Genomic DNA, 21,917 nt, shown 5'->3' on the forward strand with positions numbered 1-21,917 from the left:
TCTACGCCGTAGGCCGGATGGCGGCATAACTTACCGGCTCTGCTTACGTAGCAGATAGATAAAGTACGGCACGCCAATAAACGTCGACAGTAATCCCGCCGGGATCTGATACGGAAACAACACCATCCTGCCGCACCAGTCAGCAAAGACCAGCAACACGCCACCCGCCAGCGCTGAAATCAGCATATGCGGCATCGCCCGACGAAACCCCATCATCCGGGCAATGTGCGGCGCCATCAGCCCGACAAAGCTCAACGGTCCAATGGTCATGGTGGCTGTCGCCGTCAGCCCTGCCGCCAGCAGCAGTAACCCCACGCGTGATGGCGTAATAGCCATACCGACAGCCCGCGCCGTATCGCCGCCAAGCGGTAAAATTGTCAGCCAACGGCGGCACAGCGGCGTCATCGCCAGCAGGATGACCATTACAATCCCGGTGCGCAGCACCTGTTCGCCACTCGCGTTATAAGTTGAGCCGGAGATCCAGGTTAGCACCCCCGCCATACGCGGATCGCCGCTGGCCTGCAGCATCATCAGCAGCATTGTAAACGCCGTGCTGAGCGCCATCCCTGCCAGCAACATGCGGTGCGGTGAAAAGCCCCCGCGCCCGGCGGCAATCATAATGATAAGCAAGGTGGCTGCCGCACCGAGGCTCCCGGCCGGCAGCAGCCAGCCAAAGGCATTGCCGGGGACCAGAAATAACATTAGCACCACGCCAAATGCCGCCCCGGAGCTAATTCCTAATACTTCCGGACTGGCCATTGGATTTCCGGTCAGACGCTGAATAATACAGCCAGCTACCGCTAACATTACCCCGGCAATCAGCGCTGCCAGAACACGCGGCCAGCGCCAGGGCATGAGCTCATCCAGCATCGCGCCGCTGGCCCATGTCCAGCCGTGCGCATCGCGGCCAAACGCGAGCGCCACAATAACGGTAAGCAGCAATATCGCCCCGCCCGCCAAGGCAAACATCAGTACATTCTGGCGCTCAGCAGCGATGCGGTTACTGGCATTCATATCCGGCGCGCTCATACTTCTAAGGCGCGGCAACAGCCACAGCAGCAATGGCGCGCCAATCAGCGCCGTCACCGAACCAGTGGAAACTTCCATCCATACGCGGGTCAGCAACAGAATGATTTGGTCGGAGAGCCAGAGGATCAACGCACCAATCAGCGGGGCCAACATCAGACGCGCCAGCAGACGACGCGCGCCGAGCATTTTCGCCAACAGCGGTGCAAACAGGCCAATAAAGCCGATAATCCCAACCGCGTTAACCAGTAAGGCGCTGATAACAATGGCCAGCGATAACGCCGCCAGACGTGCCAGCGACAGCGCCAGACCGAGGTTACGCGCCACACCGTCATCCAGTCCCATCAGCGTCATTGGGCGTAATAACAACAGCGTCAGCATCACACCGCCCAGCAGTTGCGGCCACAGACGCTGTACGCCGCTCCAGTCGGTCTGCGTTAGCGTACCGCTGCTCCATAAAAACATGCTTTGCAGTTGATCGTGATGGAAGATAACCATCAACTGGTTAATTGCCCCGCAGTACAGGCTGACCACCAGCCCGGCAAGGATTAACGTCACCGGAGAAAGACGTTTGCCCCAGGCAACGCCAAACACCAGTGCCCCAACAACACATGCTCCCGCCAGCGCCGCAAATTGCGTGGTCAGCGCACCGGGAATAGCCCACAGCGTGGTAACCGTAATGCCCAACTGCGCCCCGGTTGCGACACCTAACGTAGTGGGTTCTGCCAGTGGGTTACGCAGCACCTGCTGAAACAAGACACCGACCAGCCCCAGCCCGGCACCGACCAACAGCGAAATCGCCAGCCTCGGCAGCAGACTGTAGTGGAAAACCATCTGCTCAATAGCATTGATATCCGGTGACCAGATAGCCTGTTGCCACTGACTGCGCGGTAGCGCAACAGAGAAGTTTACCCAGGTCAGCCAACAGGCAGCGACAAACAGAACCACCAGAAGAAGGGTCGGGAATAGCGCAATTCGTTTACTCACGCTTTGCCTCCCAGCGCATTATCCAGAATGCGGGCAAAATGCATCGCCGAGAGCGTGGCGCCATAGAACCAGACGGCAGGCACACGCTGAAAACGTCCGCTGCGGACAAACGGCATCGCCTGCCACAACGGCGTAGACATTAGCGCAGCCATCTCTTTATCGTTGCCGTGATCAAAACACAGCACATCGACATCCTTATAAGCAGCCAGACGGTCAATACTCACGGCAGTGCTGCCCCAAAAGTTTGTCTCGCCCTGCCAGGCGTTGGGGATCCCATAATCATCCAGCACGTCCTGAAACAGGCTGTTTGGGCCAAACACCAGCATATGTCGCGAATCAAGCAAGGAAGTGAGAAGTACAGGGCGTGCGCCGCGTTGAATGAAGCGCGGTTTCAGGCTGGCGATAAAACGATCGTACTCGGTCAGATGGCGTTCAGCAGAGGCTTGCAGATTGAACAATTGCGCCATTTCCTGCAGCGATTGTCGCGCAACGGCCAGCGGCTTTTTACCGTCACTGAAGTTAAATCCCCGGCCAGGTGCAATCCGCGCCAGCTTTTCAGGGGAAGGACCATAGCCTGCCGACCACAGCAAAAACGAGGGTTTCATTTCGGTCAACAGTTCGAGATTGGGCTCCGTACGTAGCCCGACATCAATCACAGAATCCGGCAACGGGGGCTCACTGACCCACAGCTTGTAGTTAGGGATATCGGCAATGCCATACGGCGTAATACCCAGCGCCAGCAATAGCTCTACCGGTAGCCATTCCAGCGCCACAATGCGCTGCGTATCAACCGCCGCAGCGTGCGCCGTATTCATCCGCCACAGCAGCGGCGACAGCGCCATCGCCGCAAGCAGCCGCCGACGGGTAATATGATGTAATTCAATCATTAATAGACAAAACTCACGGGTGCGGCACCGGCCGGATGCGGCAAAATGCCCATCGGGATACCGTAAATCTGTTCCAGAGTTTCACTGCGCATCAGTTCAGCAGGCGTCCCTTGTGCAATCATTTCACCACCGCGCAGCGCAACTAAGTAATCACAGTAGCGGGCCGCCATGTTGATATCATGCAGCACCGCAATCACCGTCAGCCCGCGCTGCTGACTTAAGCGATGCACCAGTGCCAGTACGTCAACCTGATGAGCGATATCCAGCGCGGAAGTCGGTTCATCAAGCAGCAGACAGCGGCTGTCCTGCGCTACCAGCATGGCAATCCACGCGCGCTGGCGTTCTCCGCCGGACAGACTATCAACCAAACGGTGCGCCAGCGGTTTTAAGCCAACCAGCGAAATCGCCTCTTCTACTTTCTCTCTGTCGGCAACGCCAAAACGTCCCAGCGCTCCGTGCCACGGATAGCGGCCAATCGCCACCAGTTCGCGCACAGTCATCCCTTCGGCCTGCGGCAACTGCTGCGGCAGATAGGCGACCTTGCGGGCAAACGCTTTACTGCTCCAGTTCTCCAGCGGCTGTTCGTCGAGCAGGATTTCACCTTCTGACGGCGGCTGATGACGTCCCAGCATTTTCAATAACGTCGATTTTCCGGAACCGTTGTGGCCGATAAGGCCGGTCACTTTACCCACAGGAAAAGTTAATGAGAGAGGATGCAAAAGCGTGCGGCCAGGCACACGAAAGGAGACATTACGCAACGCAAAAGTAGTGTCGGGATGGGATCTGTTTTCCTGCATAGCAGCCAACTTGTAAAACGGGCACGCAAAGCGTGCCCAATAGAAATTAGAAACGGAAGGTTGCGGTTGCAACGACCTGACGTTCTGCGCCCCAGAAGCAGCCATAGGTATTGAAGCAGCTGGCGACGTATTCACGGTCAAACAGGTTGTTCACATGCAGCGCCACGTTGGAGCCCGCCATGCCGACGCGCGCCAGATCGTAACGTACTAACGCATCCACCAGCGTATAGCTCCCCACTTTAAAGGAGTTTGCCGGATCGCCATAACTGGAACCCGTATAACGAACGCCAGTACCCAACGTCAGCCCAGAAAGCGCGCCGTCATAAAGGGTGTAATCGCCCCACAATGATGCCATGTGTTTTGGCACCTGCGCAGGCGTATTGCCCTTGTAGTTGGTGTCGGTGGTGTATTCCGCGTCGGTGTAGGTATAAGAACCCACTACGTTGACGCTGGCAGACAGCGCCGCTTTCGCTTCAATTTCCACTCCGCGAGAACGAATTTCACCGCCTTCAACTGACCAGAACGATCCGTTCGGATCGGCCATCAGATTGTTGGTTTTGGTCAACTGATAGACAGCACCGGTGATCACGATTGGACGATCGTTCGGCACGTACTTCACGCCAGCTTCGTACTGCTTACCTTTAGATGGCGCAAAGATATTACCGCTTGCCCCCGTCTGGGAAGCCGGTTCAAACGACTCGCTGTAGCTGAAATATGGGGTTACGCCGTTGTCGAACAGATAGTTAACCCCACCGCGCCAGGTGAATTGCTTATCATCGCGGGAATCCGTTACGCCAGAAACACGGTTCAGAGAGTCCTGTTTAGCCCAGTCGTAACGACCGCCCAGAGTAACCAGCACCTTATCCCATTGCGCCTGATCCTGAACATACAAGCCAGTCTGCTTCTGTTTGTTCAGCACTTTGTAAGGACCTGAAGGGCCTGGGTGTGAGCCAAAATCGAAGTCGCTGCGGTCGAGGTTATAGATATCGGACGGCGCAACAGAACCCGCATAGCCAAACCAGGAGTTGATATCATTACGCATACGCATAAAGTCAACGCCAGTCAGCAGCGTGTGATCTACGTCGGCTGTCGCGAACTTGCTTTGCAGCTGAGTATCGACGGAGAAGTTCTGCAATTTCTCATTATCGATAACATACTGACGCGTCAGCGTATGATCCCAGTCGGCCTGAGGAACGCTGGCACAAGGGCTGTTAGCCGGATCCTTGGTATAGAGCGGATCGGAGCACATACCGTAGCCATACACGCTGTTCTGCGAGACTTTATTTTGCGCGTAACGCAGGTTCTGACGCACGGTAAAGGTGTCGTTAAATTCGTGATCGAAGCTGTAGCCCACCATCTTCTCGTTACGAGAATAGGTATTGTTGTTCGCCCCTTCGTTGAAATCGGTAGGCAGACGCTTGCCATTCGGCAACTCAGTCACCGTCCCTTCTTTCGGCAACCAGCCGTAATAACCGGTTTCCGGCTCGTTCTGGAAGTAGGAGAGGAAGGTGAAGTTTGTCTTATCGTCCGGACGCCATGAGAAAGATGGCGCGATGGCATAGCGTTGTTCTTCTGCGCCCTGCTGCTGCGCATTCGCGGAACGCGCCAGGCCAGTTAAGCGGTAAGAGTATACACCGTCATCATCCAGCGCATCGCTGAAATCAAAACCTGTCTGGAACAGGCTGTCAGTGCCCATCTTGAACTGAATTTCTTTTAACGGCTCTGTGGTCGGGCGTTTGCTGACCATATTCAACAACCCACCCGGGTTGCTCTTTCCGTACAGAACGGAAACCGGACCGCGCATCACTTCGGCACGCTCCAGCATATAAGGGTCTATGACCGCATCGTTGTAGAAGTTGCCCTGCATCTTCAGGCCATTCAGATAGTTATTCTGACTTTGGCCGTCGGCGGCAAATCCGCGAATAATCAAGTAGTCATAGGTATTGGACGCACCACGCGTACCCACGGCAACGCCCGGGGTGTAGCTAAGCGCCTCTTTGACCGATTTTGGCTGATGCAACGCCATCTCTTCGGCGGTGACCACAGAAATAGACTGAGGAACTTTTTGAATTGGAGTGTCGGTTTTGGTCGCCGTAGCAGACTGTCGTGCGGCGATGGTTGCCGCAGGCCCCCATGCGCTTTCCTGCGGAGCAGGAGCTGCAGTTACGGTGATGGTTTCTTCTTTCGGGTCAACCGCCGCCTGTGCATAGACAGACATGCCGCTAACCGCTGTGGCTACCACTACTGCGATTTTACGCAGTGATGAACTTGGCTGAGCAGTTTTAAGACGCGCCATTGGTATTTCTCTGATGAAAGTGAATGATAACGTAAACGAGAATTATTATTATAACGGCAGCATAATATTCGAAACTCTGGCGAGATAGCAAGCAATACGCGCCCCTACTAAAACTGAGGGGTTAAGAAATAACCAGATGAAAAGAAAGGGTTAATAAATTAGGCTGGAATGTTAGAGCGCTGCCAACCCGCCGCAGCGGGTCGCAAGGCGTTAGCGGTAAAAGACCTCAAAAGTCGCGACGGCGTCCACTTTCCCGGCTTTGACATTGCCGGTTTTGGCATAGCGTGCCTTCAGCGGAATTTCTGCCACTTCGTTAGCGCTAGTGCTGCTCACAGCGGTATAGGTTTGATCAAAACTCAGCACATTATTGTTCGTGTCCAGAATCTGGATACCGACACCGCTGGCAGAGCTGTCTCCACTGGCGATAGCCAAAATATTGCCATCCGTAACGCCTGTCGAACCAGCACTGTTGAACTTATAATCGATTTGGGTACCTGCCCGACAATCAGAAATCTCGATTTTGAAACTGTTATCGGTGAGTACTTCTGAAAATTGACTGTCAAAGTTATCGACATTAATCGTCTTCAGCGGCACGTAGATATTTTTATCCTCCAGGTTACAGGTATTAGTCTGGATATGAATGCTGGTGGGAGATACCAATATCTGAGCTATCACATCATTACCCCACTTCTCTTGCGCTGTCAGCCGGGAGGTATCAAGATAACCATCCTCGACGTCGCCCGTCACAACCAACTGCATTGACGCATGGTACTTTGTATGAATACTGTTCCATCCGCTTGCTCCATAGCTATAAAAATGCATGGGTGTGACGATATCCTCAGAGGTAAAGGTAGGTGTTCGTTCTTCCGCTTCAGCCATGCGGATACCTATACCTGGAACGCTAGTCTGATAAACGCCTTCCAGCACTCCATTGCGGGCATCGGCATCCGTTAACACTGCGTAACCTTTGTATTTGTTGCCAGTATCCTGGCAATCCATATCGATTTGGCCGCTCTCAATGCTTCCCTCATAAATAACCGTACCAACTGATACGTCAGGCTCCACAGTGATGCTTGCCGGTAGCTGAAAGGTCATTGCGCCATTTTCCGGGTAATTTCCGGTACATGTGGCGGCATAAACAGGTGCTGCCGATCCAGCTAAAATCAATATGATCAACATAGCCCTGAAAATGTTTTTGTTCCTTTTACTCATATCTGACAATTTCCGTATTCATAAGCCATCTTCCATTATTGGCAATTAACCGTAGCTGAGAGAATTCCCGTACCCATGTTCTCAGGCACGCTTACGCTGCCCGTACATTTCGTCTGTGCGGTATTTCCCCATTGCACCTCAATGCGCTGTGTTCCTTTTAGCCCAGTGACATACACTTCACCGTCGTCACCCACGATCGATGTCGTACCGTCCATACTTAACAGAGCACCAAAAGGAACCACGCTCTGACCATGTTTTAAGGTAAGTAATGCACGCTTACCTGAACGCGCCGTGAAGTCAGCTTTCAGGACGGCCCCTTTTGTCGGAACCACATCCAGAGAAGCATCCTGAATATCAATATCATCACGTCCCTGAGTATTCACAGTAATAGTATTACGGCGATAATTGGTTAAAGTTGGCACAATGGCATTGCCCCAATAATCGGTGTAAACCCCCCGGGAATTTTGTATTTTTACATTATCGCCATCGGTAATGTGCACAATGGCAAAAGCATCCTGAATGGATTGTCCAAGCGTTATTCCCTGCGAATGCGCAACAACGGAACCCTGGGCGCCATAGCCCCACTGTTTACTGTCTTTTTGATAACTGTAATTGGCGCTGAACTCGCCAACCGATGTCCGATACCGGGAAGAGAGATAGGCACCATAACCGACATCGTTATCGGTGTAGGTTTGCTGAAGGTTATAATTTAAATTGTTATCTTCCAGTAACGTTCCACTGACGCCAACCTGATGTGCACTATTACCATTTTTTGAACTTGTCAGAGTATATGTTCCCCAGGCATTAGCCAGCCAACGCGAAAGAGGGACATTCATTGAGATAGAAAACTGCTGATCGTTAGTGGTTGATGGCGTTTTTGTCAGGCTGTAATTCAGCGACCAGTTAACGCCCTGCCAACTGCTGCTGTAACCGAGACTCACGCTTCGTTCATGGCCTTCCATTCCCCAGTAATCTTGCTGATAAGCGTTGGCGTATACCGAACCCCAGCTCTGTAACGACTGAGAAAGATTAAGTTGCAGGCGGCTGCGACGGTTATAGCTATCGCGATAGCTATAGATGCTGTCATCGTCGTAGTTGTTATTACGCTGATCGAGAGCCTCCTGAAAGGTATAAAACCCGGAGGTGGAATAACGATAGCTGGCCAGCGTGACCGTGGTATTGGTTAACGGAAAATCTTTTGCGTACTGCGCGCGCCACGACTGGCCATTCGCATCCGCGCGTTCGTCGTCAAACGCGGTTCTCGCCGCCGTCAGATCCATCGACAGCGAACCAAAATCGCGTAAATCAGCTCCGATGCCGACCAGTCCGGCGCGATACATCGACGCGCCCTGCAGACCGCCGTAAGCGGTAATTCCGAAAGGTAAGCCATAAATTGCCGTAGCCTGGCTGAATTCCGGCTCCTCACCGTTATCAACATCGCGATATTTCCCGGCTGCCAGGCTGTACTTCAGCGCGCCTTCACGTTGCATAATCGGCACCGAGGAGCTGGCCTGAATAAAGCTGCGCTCTGTACCGTCGGCCTCCGTCACGGTGACTTCCAGATCCGCTCCTGCCGTCACCTGCGTTAAATCACGAATTTCAAACGGGCCAGGCGAGACGTTGGTCTGGTAGATGGTGTAACCGTTTTGCTTAATGGTGACTTTGGCATCGCTATTAGCAATCCCACGAACGACCGGGGCAAAGCCCTGTAATCCACTGGGCTGCATACTGGTATCGGTCTCCAGCTTAACGCCCGTCATCTGCACGCTATCGAACAGTTCGCCGTTAGTGTAGGTTTGCCCTATCTGAAGCTGGCTACGCAATGCTTTGACATCGCGTCCAAGCGTCGTATTAATAGATTGCCAACCATTATCATTCCCCCAATTGCTGGTGTTACGCAAACGCCAGGGGCCGATATTCATCCCTGAATTCAAACTTGCCCAGTTCGAAGCATTATTTTGACCTCCGGATTGTTGGTGCGATCCCGAAATATAGTAACTGGTCCACAGAGCCGGAATGCCGTCATCCCAGAAAGTGGGATTGCTTTCGCCCGAAATTTTGCGGTCGCGGTAGATCTGCGGAATACGTAATTGCAGCACCTGTGTTTCCGGATTGAAGTCATAGCGTCCATCCGCGATATATTCGCTAATATCACCCAGCAACGTATCTTCGTTAACATTATTTAATGCCGGAACCGTATCAACTTTAACGCCCAGTTCGCGCAGCTCCGCTTTAGTAAATTGCGGAATCAGTTTGCTGTTATCTTTTGAAAGGAGGTAATTTAAATTTCGTTTATCAATGCGATCCTGATCCCAAACAATCGACGTTAAATAACGCCCGGGGGATAAACCATTATGCTGTAAAAAAGCTTCAAGCGCCCCGGTATTCTCAAGTGGGGTTCCCGTTTCAAGTACACTGAGATTGAAATAATCATCAGCACAAACGGAACCACTCGCAGTCAATATAGCGAATGTCAGCGTATTGAGAGCAAAAAGCCGGGCAGTACGATGTGAAGGCATAAATGTCACCCCATAACTCATCGATAGCTGATTTACAGCGACTGTTTACGCTGTTCGGTTTCTGAGCCAAAATCATTAATTGCGGTCCAGACAACGTTGCCTTTTACTGCCGATGGCAGCGGAAAACGCTGCTCACCAAATGGAGCGACCATCATCGTTAATGCCGTCGGAGAGGACTGGTTTGTAGCCGGTTTAATCGCTTTTCCCGCCACAGAGATCTGTCCGAAGGTGACATAGAAGGGTGTGGGGTTTTTCACCACCAGTTGATTTTGATGGCGGCTAAATTGCAACGATTGCCAGGCCATTTTTGCCTCGTCTTCTGTCAATGAGGCCGGGCGATAAAACAGTTTTAATTTAGTTTTAATGGCAAATTGTAACGTGTTCTTGTCATGCAATTCTTCTGGGATCGCTGCAACAGATTTGATGTTCGCCATAAATAATGACTCACGATCCTGAGGCAGCGCCGATTTATTTCCGGTATAAACCACGTGTAGCAGCGTCTGGCGGTTTTCGTCCAATTTGTAAATTGGCGGTGTCATAATAAATGGCGCTTTGCTGTCATCAATATTACTGACCCAACTCTGCACCAGATAACGTTTATCATTATCTTTATTTTTTAAAGCAATCTGTACTTCAGATTGGTTAGCCGGATATATAATTCGTGTGCCACCCACTACTACGCCAGCTTGAACCGAATTTAATCCCGAGGTTAATATAAGTATTAATGCTGTGATAAGTCGTTTCATCTTTCCATTCCATTGAAATACTGGCCCTGCCTGGGCCAGGTTTATGATGATTAACGATAAAGCAGAGTATAGGTCGCTTGTGCGGTATAATCACCGGTAGTTGGTAAAGTGCTACCAACCTGGATAACCTCAGCTTTATAATTAAAAACCACGCTCTCGCCGTTAGTCTTATTCAGTGCCGCTTCAGGATCCGAGCCATCAAATTTCACGTAGTTGCTGCTCCCTTCAGGAAGCATACGTACCCCGAGGTTCTGCGCAGTCCCTGTCGCCTGCAAGACTTCATCGTCGTATCCGGCAATACGCGTCCCATCAAATTTGATATTGAGGTTGGCAACCGCAGCATCACATTCTGTCAGCGTAATCGCAAAAGATTGCGTGTCGCCGACTTTTTTATCTTCGCCAAACGCAGTTTGAGAAAGGTTGTTAAACGTCACAGTACCGTTTGTCGCTGTACCATTTACATCAACCACGCAACTATCGGGAAGAATTTTCCCATTAAACGTTACCGTCCCGGTATCAACGGCAAAAGCAGATGTTGCTACAGTTGCCATTGCACTACTGACAAGCAACGAGATGATAATTTTTTTGCACATAACGTATTCCTTACATATGTTCACAAAAATCAATGAAGAGAAAAGTTAACACAGAGGGGAAATAGACAATGGCTGGAGAAGTGCTGGAATATAAATCCAACAACATCATAGATATAATATATCTTTATCAACTCATTCAGTTTAAAACATTCCCTTGTGTCATCTATTCTACGTACCATGATGAATAAAAGCTAATCAACACATTCACCAAAACTAAAGAAACAACACACAACATCTTGTTTTAGCAGAACAATTTATGGAAATAATATTTTCTTAATGGTGATTTTAGCCAGCATGAATATATTCATAAAAACAATATTACCCACATATGCATACGGGCAGATAATAAAAAAACGCAGAAAAAATAGAATAAAATCAACCAACCGACGATATATACAAAAAAATAATATATTGAATTTATGATTAAACGGAAAATATAGGCAGGAAACACCATCACTGTTAACCCTATCCTGAGCTTGCTATACAGACCGAAATGCGAATACAGCAAGAGGGAGAATTCCCCCACATCAGCAGGCACCGATGCGGGGGAGGACAGCTAAAAAATCAGTTACCGCCAAACATATCTTTTATCCAACCAGCCACGCCATCGCTGTCTTTCTTCTCTTGCTGCGGCGGTTGCTGCTGTTGAGGCTGCTGCTGCGGCTGTTGAGAAGATTGATCGAACGGATTCCCCGACTGCTGCAGCATTTCACCCTGCTGACACAGCGAATCAGGATCGGTGGTCCATACCGGAAGCGTGCGCATCCCGCCGCTACAAACGAAGTTACCGTCGTAGTCTACGCCCATATCCACCACATCCTCCGGTGGCGTCAGCACCAGTGGTGTTGGCGTCTGGTTAGCCAGATAACGCTGATAAATCGACATCGCGCCGCTGGCACCGTACAGCTTGGTTGGCTGGTTGTTATCGCGGCCCACCCAGGTGATGGTCACCTGGCTGCCGTCGATCCCGGCAAACCAGGTATCCACGTTGTTGTTGGTGGTCCCGGTTTTCCCTGCCAGATGCAAGCCAGGATATTTCGCGCCAAGCTGACGACCCGTACCACGCTGAACCACCTGCTGCATGGTCCACAGCGTCATATACGCCGCCTGCGCCGGAACGGCACGCTCAGCCTGCGGGAAGCTCTGGTACAGCACGGTACCATCTTCGGCAATCACCGAACGCAGCGCCGACAACGGCGCACGGTTCCCGCCGCTGGCGATAGTCTGGAACGCCTGTGCTACTTCGATTGGCGTCAGGTTCAACGCCCCGAGCAGCATGGCCGGAACCGGGTTAAGCTGATCTTTCGGCGCGCCCAGCTTCAACCAGGTATCAGTCACGGCAGGCAAGCCCAGCGCCATCCCCAGATTTACCGTCGGTACGTTCATGGAGCGGGTTAACGCATCCACCAGCATCACTTTTCCGCTTTCGCTATAGCGACGATCATCGTTCTGTGGCGACCAGACCTGACCGTTCGGCTGACGTAGCGCAATCGGCGCATCGGCAATCCAGGTATTCAGGCGGTAAAGCTTCGGCTGGCTGAGCGCAGTCAGATAGGTCGCCGGCTTCGCCAGAGAACCAATCGAACGACGCGCCTGCATCGCACGGTTATAGCCCGCGAACTGCGGCTCTGCCCCGCCAACCATGGCGCGAACTTCGCCACTGAATCGGTCAACCACCACAATCGCGGTTTCCAGATCGCTCAGCTTACGCTGTTTCTTCAGCACCGGAATGCCTTCCACCGCCGCTTTTTCCGCAGCGTCCTGCGCCACGGAATCAAAGGTGGTGAAAATTTTCACGCCGGAGAGATCTTTAACTTTATCGCCCAGCTTCGCCTGAAGCTCCTGACGCACCATCTGCATAAAGGCTGGCTGTGGCGAGATTACTCCACCACGCGGCTGTACGCCTAACGGACGCGCGCTCAGCATGTCATACAGATCCTGATCGATGATCTGCTGCTGTTGCAGCAAACGCAGCACGAGGTTACGACGCTCCAGCGCCAGCTTCGGATTACGCCATGGGTTATAGATTGACGCCCCTTTAACCATCCCCACCAGCAACGCCTGCTGGTCGAGACTCAGTTCTTCCACCGGACGACCGAAATAATAGAGGCTCGCCAGCGGGAAGCCGCGAATTTCATTATCGCCGCTTTGACCGAGATAGACTTCGTTCATGTACAGCTCAAGAATGCGATCTTTGCTGTAACGCGCATCCATCAGCAGCGCCATGTAGGCTTCGTTGGCCTTACGCCAGTAAGAACGTTCGCTGGACAGGAACAGGTTCTTCACCAGTTGCTGAGTCAGCGTACTCGCCCCCTGCACCGTGCGACCGGCCGTCAGGTTGGCCAGCACCGCACGACCAATCGAGTAGAGGCTGACGCCATCATGCTCATAGAAGTGACGGTCTTCGGTTGCCAGCAGCGTATCTACCAGCAGATCCGGAAATCCACTGCGCGGGACAAACAGGCGCTGCTCGCCGTTAGGTGAAGAGAGCATGGTAATCAGGCGTGGATCGAGACGGAAGAAACCGAACTGGCGGTTGTTATCCATATTCTCGATAGTGTCCAGATGATCGCCATCAAAGGTCAGACGTGCGCGCACCTGCCCTTCTTTACTGTCAGGGAAGTCAAACGGACGACGAATCATCTCAATGCTCTTCGCCTGTACGGTGAATTCGCCCGGACGCGTCATCTTCGAGACCTGACGATACTGCGTGGCCTCTAGCAGCTTCACCATCTCGTTCTTGCCGATGGGCATTTCTGGCTCAAGGTTAACCATGCGGCCATATACTGCCGCCGGAAGCTGCCAGACTTTACCGTCGATACGGCTACGGATTTTTTGGTCCAGATAGACGCCGTAAATGGCGATCAGCACCAAAAAAACAATCGACAGTTTTACCAGCAGCCAGAACCAGCCGCGTTTACCACGAGGCTTACGCCCTTTGCCTTTACCCTTACGCGGTATCGGTTCTTCATCCTCATAGTCATCATCATCATAATTGTCGTCATACTCTTCATCTCTGAGTTGACGACGGCTCACCTTTTGTTTCACCGGACGTGAGGGTTTCCCTTTACGTCCAATTGGCTCGCGGTCATTCCCCGCCATGCTTTTTCTCCGCAACATTCAGGCGCAAAGGCCCGATTCTCTGTTCTTCCGTCCTGCGACAGAAGAAGAAATCTCTCAATTTTCAGCTGTATTCATGCCAGATGGCGGCGTAAAACGCCTTATCCGGCCTACGTTCGCCCTGATAAGCGCAGCGCCATCAGGCAACCACGCATACAGCTATGAATACTTTTTGGTGCGCCGCGTTGGCGCGGTATTCGCCGGATCGTCCGGCCAGACATGTTTGGGATAACGCCCTTTCATCTCTTTTTGCACCTCGCGGTACGATCCCTGCCAGAACGCGCTTAGATCGCTCGTCACCTGTAGCGGTCTTTGGGCCGGAGACAACAGCTCCAGTACCAGCGGCACGCGTCCCTGGGCGATAGTCGGGGTGTTTGCTTCACCAAACATTTCCTGCATCCGAACGGCCAATACAGGAGGATTATCCTCATGATAGCGAATGGCAATCCGGCTTCCCGTTGGCACAGTGTAATGCGCTGGCAGTTCACTATCCAGACGTTGCAGCATTGACCAGTCCAGCAAACCGCGCAATGCCTGACCCACATTGAGTGCTTTTAACGCGCGTAAAGAGTGCACACCGCTCATGTGCGGCAACAGCCAGAGCTCCAGCGTCTTCAGCAGAGAATCCTCATCTACCGCAGGCCAGTCGTACTCCGGTAACCAGTTTGCCGCACATTGCAAACGCAGCCGAAACTGCTCGGCCTCCGGCGTCCAGTTGAGCACACTTAGCCCTTTATCGCGAATACCATTCAGCATCGCCTGATGCAACTCTTCTTCCGAGGGCTTGGCCAGCGGCTGTACTTTTACCGTCAACTGGCCGATACGCGACCGACGCAGTGCTTTTAACGTTCCCTGGGCTTCATCCCATTCGATGGTGTCGGACTGTTGCAGCAGTTCAGGACACGTCTGCATCAACGCTTCAATATCCAGCGGCAACGCTAACAAAATACGCGCATCTGGCGATGCGCTACCCTGCAGTAACAGCGGCGCTATCAGCCACTCATGGCGCCCCAGGGCGTCATCAGCATCCAGCATCGCGCCCATACCGTTGGCCAGTTGATAGCGCCCTTCTTGTCCACGTCGACGGGCGATCCGATCGGCGAACGCTTGCGCCAGCAACAAAGGGAGCAACGCGATGTCGGGCTGCCCGCTGCGTACGTTAAGCCGTTTCAATAATTGTTGACTGCGCTGCTGCCAGGCGGGCTGATTTCGTGAAAACGCCACAGCTAAATCGGTGCTGCCCCCGCGCGGCGGCTCTTCCAGAATTGCTGCCAGTTTTGCGGCCGATGCCGCTTCATCGTCATTTTTGGTGCTAACCAGCATAGCCGCTAAACGGGGATCATTACCCAATGCCGCCATTTTCTGCCCACGGGCACTGAGCCTGTCGCCCTCAAGCGCCCCCAGCATCTGCAACAGCCGTTTTGCCGCCTGCAGGTTGATAGCGGGCGGCGTATCCAGCCAGTTCAGTTGCTCAGGATCGGTACATCCCCATTGCAGCAGCTCCATCAGTAGTCCGGACAGATCGCTCTGTAATATCTCAGGCTCTCCCTGCGCCGCCGCTCTTTCCGCCTGCTCTTTGGCAAGCAAATGTAGGCAGATACCTGGCTCCAGACGCCCGGCTCGCCCGGCTCGCTGTGTCATCGATGCCTGGCTAATGCGCTGGGTAATCAACCGCGTTAAACCGGTACGCGCGTCATAGCGCGCCACGCGCTCCTGGGCGCAGTCCACCACCAGCCGGATGCCTTCAATCGTTAAGCTGGTTTCGGCAATATTGGTCGCCAGCACCACTTTGCGCTTACCTTGCGGCGCGGGAAAAATCGCCTGACGCTGCTCAGCCAGCGTCAACGCGCCGTACAACGGACATTGCACAACATCGCCGCCCACACGCGTTGCCAGTTGTTCCTGCACACGCAGGATTTCCCCAACGCCCGGTAAAAACAGCAGCAACGACCCGCTTTCATGGCGCAGTAGCTCCGCCGTGGCTATCGCCACCGCTTCGTCAAAACGCAGATGTGCCGCCAGCGGCTGATACCGTCGCTCGACCGGGAATGTACGGCCTTCAGAGATAATCATGGGCGCATCGGGCAATAACTGCTGCAAGCGCCCGTTATCGAGCGTTGCGGACATGATCAATAGTTTCAGATCGTCACGAAGACCTTGCTGTACATCCAGCAACAGCGCCAGTGCCAGGTCGGCCTGCAAGCTCCGTTCGTGAAATTCATCGAGGATCACTAACCCGACGCCAGTGAGTTCGGGATCGCGTTGGATCATGCGCGTCAGGACGCCTTCCGTCACCACTTCCAGCCGGGTCTGCGACCCCACGCAGCTTTGCGCGCGCATGCGATAACCCACGGTCTCACCGGGCTTTTCGTTCAGCAACTCCGCCAACCGCTGCGCCACGTTGCGTGCCGCCAGACGACGCGGCTCCAGCAAAATAATCCGCCCCTTGATGCCACCATGTTCAAGCAGTCGCAACGGCAGCCAGGTCGATTTCCCGGCACCGGTCGGCGCGGTCAGCAGCACCTGAGTCGAGGCATCAAGGGCGGTAAGCAGTTCAGGCACTACGGCGGCAACGGGCAACGACGTCACAAATAGCTCCAGAGGGTTAACATTCTTCGCGCTGCATTGTAGCATCGCGTTAATTCATAACCGAGTATCCATCATGTCTGAGCCAAAAAGGCTATTCTTTGCGATTGAATTGCCTGGCGGGGTTCGGGAGCAGTTAATCCACTGGCGAGCCGCGCAGTTCCCTCCTGAAGCAGGCCGTCCCGTCGCCGCCGAGAATCTGCATCTGACGCTGGCCTTTTTAGGTGATGTCAGCGCAGAGAAGCAACAGGTTTTGTCGCAACTAGCCGGACGCATTCGCCAGCCAGGTTTTACGCTCAAACTGGATGATGCCGGGCAATGGCTGCGTTCGCGGGTCGTGTGGCTGGGGATGCGTCAGCCACCGCGCGGACTGTTACAACTGGCGAATATGCTGCGGGCGCAGGCCGCACGCAGCGGGTGTTATCAAAGCCCGCAGCCGTTTCACCCACACATCACGCTGCTGCGCGATGCCGGACACGCGGTTCCCATCCCCCCACCGGGCTTTGGCTGGTCATTTCCGGTCACGGAGTTCGCACTTTACTCCTCTTCATTCGCACGAGGACGCACGCGTTATACGCAGCTGCAACGCTGGACGCTGACTGAATAATTAAAGGGACTGTTTATGCAATTTTCTCCACCTTTACAACCTGCAACGCTCATCCAGCGCTACAAGCGTTTTTTAGCGGATGTGATCACACCGGATGGCTCAACGTTAACGTTACACTGCCCAAATACTGGCGCGATGACCGGATGCGCCACCCCGGGTGATACCGTCTGGTATTCGACATCAGAAAATACTAAACGGAAATATCCACATACCTGGGAATTAACGCAAACCCAATCCGGGGCATTTATTTGTGTCAACACGCTGTGGGCCAATAGATTAACGAAAGAGGCGATTCAGCAGTCGTTAATTTCAGAAGTTTCAGGCTACAGCGTCTTGAAAAGTGAAGTAAAATACGGCACCGAAGGGAGCCGTATCGACTTTTTGTTACAGGCAGATTCCCGACCTGACTGCTATATTGAAGTGAAATCAGTCACGTTGGCGGAAAAAGAGCAGGGTTATTTTCCCGATGCCATCACTGAACGAGGTCAGAAGCATCTTCGGGAATTGATGAGCGTAGCGGCTGAAGGCAAGCGGGCAGTGATATTTTTCGCCGTGCTGCATTCAGCTATTACACGGTTTTCACCCGCGCACCATATCGATGCAAAATATGCGCAATTATTAGTTGAAGCACAGCTTAAGGGGGTAGAAATTCTGGTTTATAAAGCGGAACTTTCTGCCCATGGCATGACTCTTAAAGAGCCGTTGCCCATTACCTTGTAATGGTGTAAACATTTGGTTAATTAGTATTCTGGACGCGTGGGCAAATACGCTTTTCCTCACAGGGTTGTCAAGTGTTACGTTTAGATAATTGCTATCCGGAAAAGCATCTGCTATTTATAGCGACCTGATTTTTCCCCCGAACATGGGGATCGATAGTGCGTGTTAAGGAGAAGCAACATGCAAGAAGGGCAAAACCGTAAAACATCGTCCCTGAGTATTCTCGCCATCGCTGGGGTGGAGCCGTACCAGGAGAAACCGGGCGAAGAGTATATGAACGAAGCCCAGCTGTCGCACTTCAGGCGTATTCTTGAGGCATGGCGTAATCAACTTAGGGATGAAGTTGATCGCACCGTATCTCATATGCAAGACGAAGCGGCTAACTTCCCTGATCCGGTGGACCGCGCCGCGCAGGAAGAAGAATTCAGCCTTGAGCTGCGTAACCGTGACCGTGAGCGCAAACTGATCAAAAAGATCGAGAAGACGCTGAAGAAGGTAGAAGACGAAGATTTCGGCTACTGCGAATCGTGCGGCGTAGAAATTGGTATTCGCCGTCTGGAAGCGCGTCCGACAGCCGATCTGTGTATCGACTGCAAAACGCTGGCAGAAATCCGCGAAAAACAGATGGCAGGTTAATTCCGGTCATTTTTACCACGTTTACTAAAGGCGGGAGTTTCTCCCGCCTTATTATTTGTCAGTCCGTAAAATGAGCGATTCACACTATATTGGCCGCTTCGCCCCTTCCCCCTCCGGCGAACTGCACTTCGGTTCACTGATTGCCGCCCTCGGCAGTTACCTGCAGGCTCGTGCCCGGCGCGGAATCTGGCGAGTACGCATTGAAGATATTGATCCCCCTCGTGAAGTTCCCGGTGCCGCAGATACGATCCTGCGTCAGCTGGAACATTACGGCCTGCACTGGGATGGCGATATTTTATGGCAATCCCAACGCCACGAAGCCTACCGCGAGGCGCTTACCTGGCTGCATCAGCAGGATCTGAGCTATTACTGCACCTGTACGCGAGCGCGTATTCAAAGCGTCGGCGGTATTTACGACGGTCACTGCCGTGAGTTACGCCTCGGGCCAGAACAGGCGGCCGTCCGTATTAAACAACGCCATCCCGTGATGCAGTTTACTGACCGGCTACGCGGTGTGATTCAGGCTGACCCGCAACTTGCTGGTGAAGATTTTATCATCCACCGCCGCGACGGGCTGTTTGCCTATAACCTCGCCGTGGTAGTTGATGACCACTTTCAGGGCGTAACTGAGATTGTTCGCGGCGCCGATCTCATCGAACCCACGGTGCGGCAAATCTCTTTGTATCAGCAGTTTGGCTGGCAAGCGCCTGACTATATTCATCTTCCGCTGGCGCTCAACGAACAAGGCGCTAAACTTTCAAAACAAAATCATGCACCTGCGCTACCACAAGGCGATCCGCGCCCGGTGATTATTGCCGCGCTACGCTTTCTCGGCCAGCGTGCCGATATCCCGTGGCAGGAGATGCGTGTGGACCAGATCCTGGAGTTTGCCGTTGAGAACTGGCGTCTGACAACAGTGCCAGAATCAGCGATCTTAAATCCGGCATTCTCAAATGCGCCACGCTGAGCTATGATTAGCCGCTATTTTTACACAGCAACACTTGTTCTGATTGAAGTTTGACACTACCGAGGTGCACTATTTTTACCCGAGTCGCTAATTTTTGCCGCAAGGTGCTAAGCCGCGAGGAGCGCGAGGCTGAGCTCGCCGTCGCCCGTCCACATATGACGGTAATTCCGCGTGAGCAGCACTCTATCTCCCGCAAAGATATCAGTGAAAATGCCCTGAAGGTAATGTACAGGCTCAATAAGGCCGGATACGAGGCATGGCTGGTTGGCGGTGGTGTACGCGATCTTTTGCTGGGCAAAAAGCCGAAAGATTTTGATGTCACTACTAACGCAACGCCGGATCAGGTGCGTAAACTGTTTCGTAACTGTCGCCTGGTCGGTCGCCGTTTCCGTCTGGCTCATGTCATGTTCGGTCCAGAAATTATCGAAGTGGCGACGTTCCGCGGCCATCATGAAGGCAGCGAAGCCGATCGTACCACGTCGCAACGCGGGCAAAACGGTATGTTGCTGCGCGACAACATCTTCGGCTCCATTGAAGAAGATGCTCAACGTCGCGATTTCACGATAAACAGCCTGTATTACAGCGTGGCCGATTTCACCGTGCGTGATTACGTCGGCGGTATGCAGGACCTCGAAGAGGGCATCATTCGCCTGATCGGTAATCCGGAAACGCGCTATCGCGAAGATCCCGTGCGTATGCTGCGCGCCGTGCGCTTTGCCGCCAAGCTCGACATGCGTATCAGCCCGGAAACCGCAGAGCCGATCCCGCGTCTGGCAACGCTGCTGAACGACATTCCTCCTGCACGCCTGTTTGAAGAAGCACTTAAGCTGTTACAGGCGGGCTATGGGTATGAAACCTATAAAAAACTGCGTGAGTACAGCCTGTTCCAGCCGCTGTTCCCAACCATTACACGCTACTTCACCGAAGACGGTGACAGCCCGATGGAACGCATTATCGCTCAGGTGCTGAAGAATACCGATAACCGCATTAACAATGATATGCGCGTTAACCCGGCGTTCTTGTTTGCCGCGATGTTCTGGTATCCGTTACTGGAAGCCGCGCAGAAAATTGCGCAAGAAAGCGGTTTGGCCTACTACGACGCTTTCGCGCTGGCAATGAACGACGTGCTGGACGAAGCCTGCCGCTCGCTGGCGATCCCGAAACGTCTGACCTCGCTAACCCGCGATATCTGGCAGTTGCAATTACGTATGTCCCGTCGTCAGGGTAAACGCGCCTGGAAGCTGATGGAACATCCAAAGTTCCGCGCAGCTTATGACCTGTTAGCACTGCGTGCCGAAGTAGAACACAACGCTGAACTGCAACGACTGGCGAAATGGTGGGGTGAATTCCAGGTTTCCGCGCCGCCGGAACAAAAAGGCATGCTGAACGAACTGGATGAAGAGCCTGACGTACGCCGTCGCCATCGCCGCCCGCGTAAGCGTGCGCCGCGTCGCGAAGGTAGCGCGTGACCGTCGTTTATATCGCCATCGGCAGTAATTTAGCTTCTCCCCTGGAGCAGGTGAATGCTGCCGTGCAAGCGATCGGCGAAATCCCTGACAGCTGTATCGTTGCGGTTTCTTCGTTTTATCGTACCCCCCCGTTGGGTCCACAGGATCAGCCCGACTATCTGAACGCCGCCGTGGCTCTGGATACCGCTCTCGCCCCCGAAGCGTTGCTGGATCATACCCAGCGAATTGAACTGCAACAGGGCCGGGTGCGCAAAGCTGAACGCTGGGGACCGCGCACGCTGGATCTGGATATTATGTTGTTCGGCGATGAGGTGATTAACACGGAACGTTTAACCGTGCCGCACTACGATATGAAAAATCGTGGCTTTATGTTGTGGCCATTATTTGAAATTGCGCCAGAGCTGCATTTTCCTGATGATGGCAAGTCGTTGACTGAGTACCTGACACGCCTTCCGGCTCGCCCTACCCGCTGGTAACACTATTCACGCTGCTGAAATACGCTGTTCATAAAAAGGCACACCATCAGGTCGATTAGCCAGATGTAAGCCCGACCTACGCTCTGGTAAAAATCAATGACGCCAGCGATGTACAGAAAGCGGCAATGACAACCGGCATCACAAAATTTAACTTCATATCCTCCTGTGTCAAACAGTCAGCAGTTAAGGCAGGATATGTACAATCAACTACGCCTATACTTTAACTTATAGCTGACAATCAACACAGCCCCCCCAACATTCAAAAAACATAATTCA

General features: G+C 53.0%; 16 protein-coding genes. 6 read left to right on the forward strand and 10 right to left on the reverse strand.

The features are described 5' to 3' along the window. Window positions 1-30 precede the first annotated feature (30 nt). From fhuB to hrpB, 10 genes are all read right to left on the reverse strand, one after another. On the reverse strand, window positions 31-2,013 hold the full coding sequence (gene fhuB / locus OGV98_RS19575) for a Fe(3+)-hydroxamate ABC transporter permease FhuB (RefSeq protein ID WP_286551956.1): 1,983 nt from the start codon (window positions 2,011-2,013) through the stop codon (window positions 31-33). After that, window positions 2,010-2,900: a Fe(3+)-hydroxamate ABC transporter substrate-binding protein FhuD gene (gene fhuD / locus OGV98_RS19580; RefSeq protein ID WP_003837517.1), complete on the reverse strand. Its 891-nt coding sequence runs from the start codon at window positions 2,898-2,900 to the stop codon at window positions 2,010-2,012. Before fhuD ends, fhuB begins: the two co-directional genes overlap by 4 nt. Beyond that, complete coding sequence (fhuC, locus tag OGV98_RS19585; protein WP_003845793.1) at window positions 2,900-3,697, reverse strand: Fe3+-hydroxamate ABC transporter ATP-binding protein FhuC; 798 nt, start codon at window positions 3,695-3,697, stop codon at window positions 2,900-2,902. The genes fhuD and fhuC overlap by 1 nt, the downstream gene beginning before the upstream one ends. Window positions 3,698-3,743: 46 nt before the next feature. Further along, window positions 3,744-5,993, reverse strand: coding sequence for a ferrichrome porin FhuA (gene fhuA, locus OGV98_RS19590; protein WP_044714923.1), 2,250 nt, complete (start codon window positions 5,991-5,993; stop codon window positions 3,744-3,746). A 210-nt stretch (window positions 5,994-6,203) separates the two neighbouring features. Next, window positions 6,204-7,205: a fimbrial protein gene (locus tag OGV98_RS19595; protein ID WP_226796418.1), complete on the reverse strand. Its 1,002-nt coding sequence runs from the start codon at window positions 7,203-7,205 to the stop codon at window positions 6,204-6,206. 35 nt (window positions 7,206-7,240) lie between these two features. After that, window positions 7,241-9,724: a fimbria/pilus outer membrane usher protein gene (locus OGV98_RS19600; protein ID WP_202580765.1), complete on the reverse strand. Its 2,484-nt coding sequence runs from the start codon at window positions 9,722-9,724 to the stop codon at window positions 7,241-7,243. A 32-nt stretch (window positions 9,725-9,756) separates the two neighbouring features. After that, window positions 9,757-10,470: a fimbrial biogenesis chaperone gene (locus OGV98_RS19605; RefSeq protein ID WP_165488874.1), complete on the reverse strand. Its 714-nt coding sequence runs from the start codon at window positions 10,468-10,470 to the stop codon at window positions 9,757-9,759. A gap of 50 nt (window positions 10,471-10,520) precedes the next feature. Beyond that, a complete protein-coding gene (locus tag OGV98_RS19610; protein WP_003837506.1) occupies window positions 10,521-11,063 on the reverse strand; it encodes a fimbrial protein in 543 nt (180 codons plus the stop codon). A gap of 564 nt (window positions 11,064-11,627) precedes the next feature. Then, a complete protein-coding gene (gene mrcB / locus OGV98_RS19615; RefSeq protein WP_202580767.1) occupies window positions 11,628-14,165 on the reverse strand; it encodes a bifunctional glycosyl transferase/transpeptidase in 2,538 nt (845 codons plus the stop codon). 177 nt (window positions 14,166-14,342) lie between these two features. Next, window positions 14,343-16,772 (reverse strand): ATP-dependent helicase HrpB, encoded by a 2,430-nt coding sequence (hrpB, locus tag OGV98_RS19620; protein ID WP_202580768.1) that lies wholly within the window; start codon window positions 16,770-16,772, stop codon window positions 14,343-14,345. Window positions 16,773-16,845: 73 nt separating this feature from the next. Between hrpB and thpR the strand changes: the two genes are divergently transcribed. The 6 genes from thpR to folK all read left to right on the forward strand — a co-directional run bounded on the left by thpR (window position 16,846) and on the right by folK (window position 21,641). Next, window positions 16,846-17,376, forward strand: a complete 531-nt coding sequence (gene thpR, locus OGV98_RS19625; RefSeq protein ID WP_202580769.1) for an RNA 2',3'-cyclic phosphodiesterase — start codon at window positions 16,846-16,848, stop codon at window positions 17,374-17,376. Between the two features lie 15 nt (window positions 17,377-17,391). Beyond that, a complete protein-coding gene (sfsA, locus tag OGV98_RS19630) occupies window positions 17,392-18,096 on the forward strand; it encodes a DNA/RNA nuclease SfsA (RefSeq protein ID WP_202580770.1) in 705 nt (234 codons plus the stop codon). A 177-nt stretch (window positions 18,097-18,273) separates the two neighbouring features. Beyond that, complete coding sequence (dksA, locus tag OGV98_RS19635) at window positions 18,274-18,729, forward strand: RNA polymerase-binding protein DksA (protein WP_003018625.1); 456 nt, start codon at window positions 18,274-18,276, stop codon at window positions 18,727-18,729. 70 nt (window positions 18,730-18,799) lie between these two features. Continuing rightward, window positions 18,800-19,696: a tRNA glutamyl-Q(34) synthetase GluQRS gene (gluQRS, locus tag OGV98_RS19640; RefSeq protein WP_003837490.1), complete on the forward strand. Its 897-nt coding sequence runs from the start codon at window positions 18,800-18,802 to the stop codon at window positions 19,694-19,696. A 71-nt stretch (window positions 19,697-19,767) separates the two neighbouring features. Further along, the gene (pcnB, locus tag OGV98_RS19645) at window positions 19,768-21,165 is read left to right on the forward strand and encodes a polynucleotide adenylyltransferase PcnB (RefSeq protein ID WP_203237415.1); all 1,398 of its coding nucleotides are present in this window, start codon (window positions 19,768-19,770) and stop codon (window positions 21,163-21,165) included. Beyond that, complete coding sequence (folK, locus tag OGV98_RS19650; RefSeq protein WP_044712897.1) at window positions 21,162-21,641, forward strand: 2-amino-4-hydroxy-6-hydroxymethyldihydropteridine diphosphokinase; 480 nt, start codon at window positions 21,162-21,164, stop codon at window positions 21,639-21,641. Before pcnB ends, folK begins: the two co-directional genes overlap by 4 nt. The last annotated feature ends 276 nt before the right edge of the window (window positions 21,642-21,917 follow it).

This window comes from Citrobacter sp. Cf136, from assembly GCF_030333815.1.
GTDB lineage: Bacteria > Pseudomonadota > Gammaproteobacteria > Enterobacterales > Enterobacteriaceae > Citrobacter > Citrobacter freundii.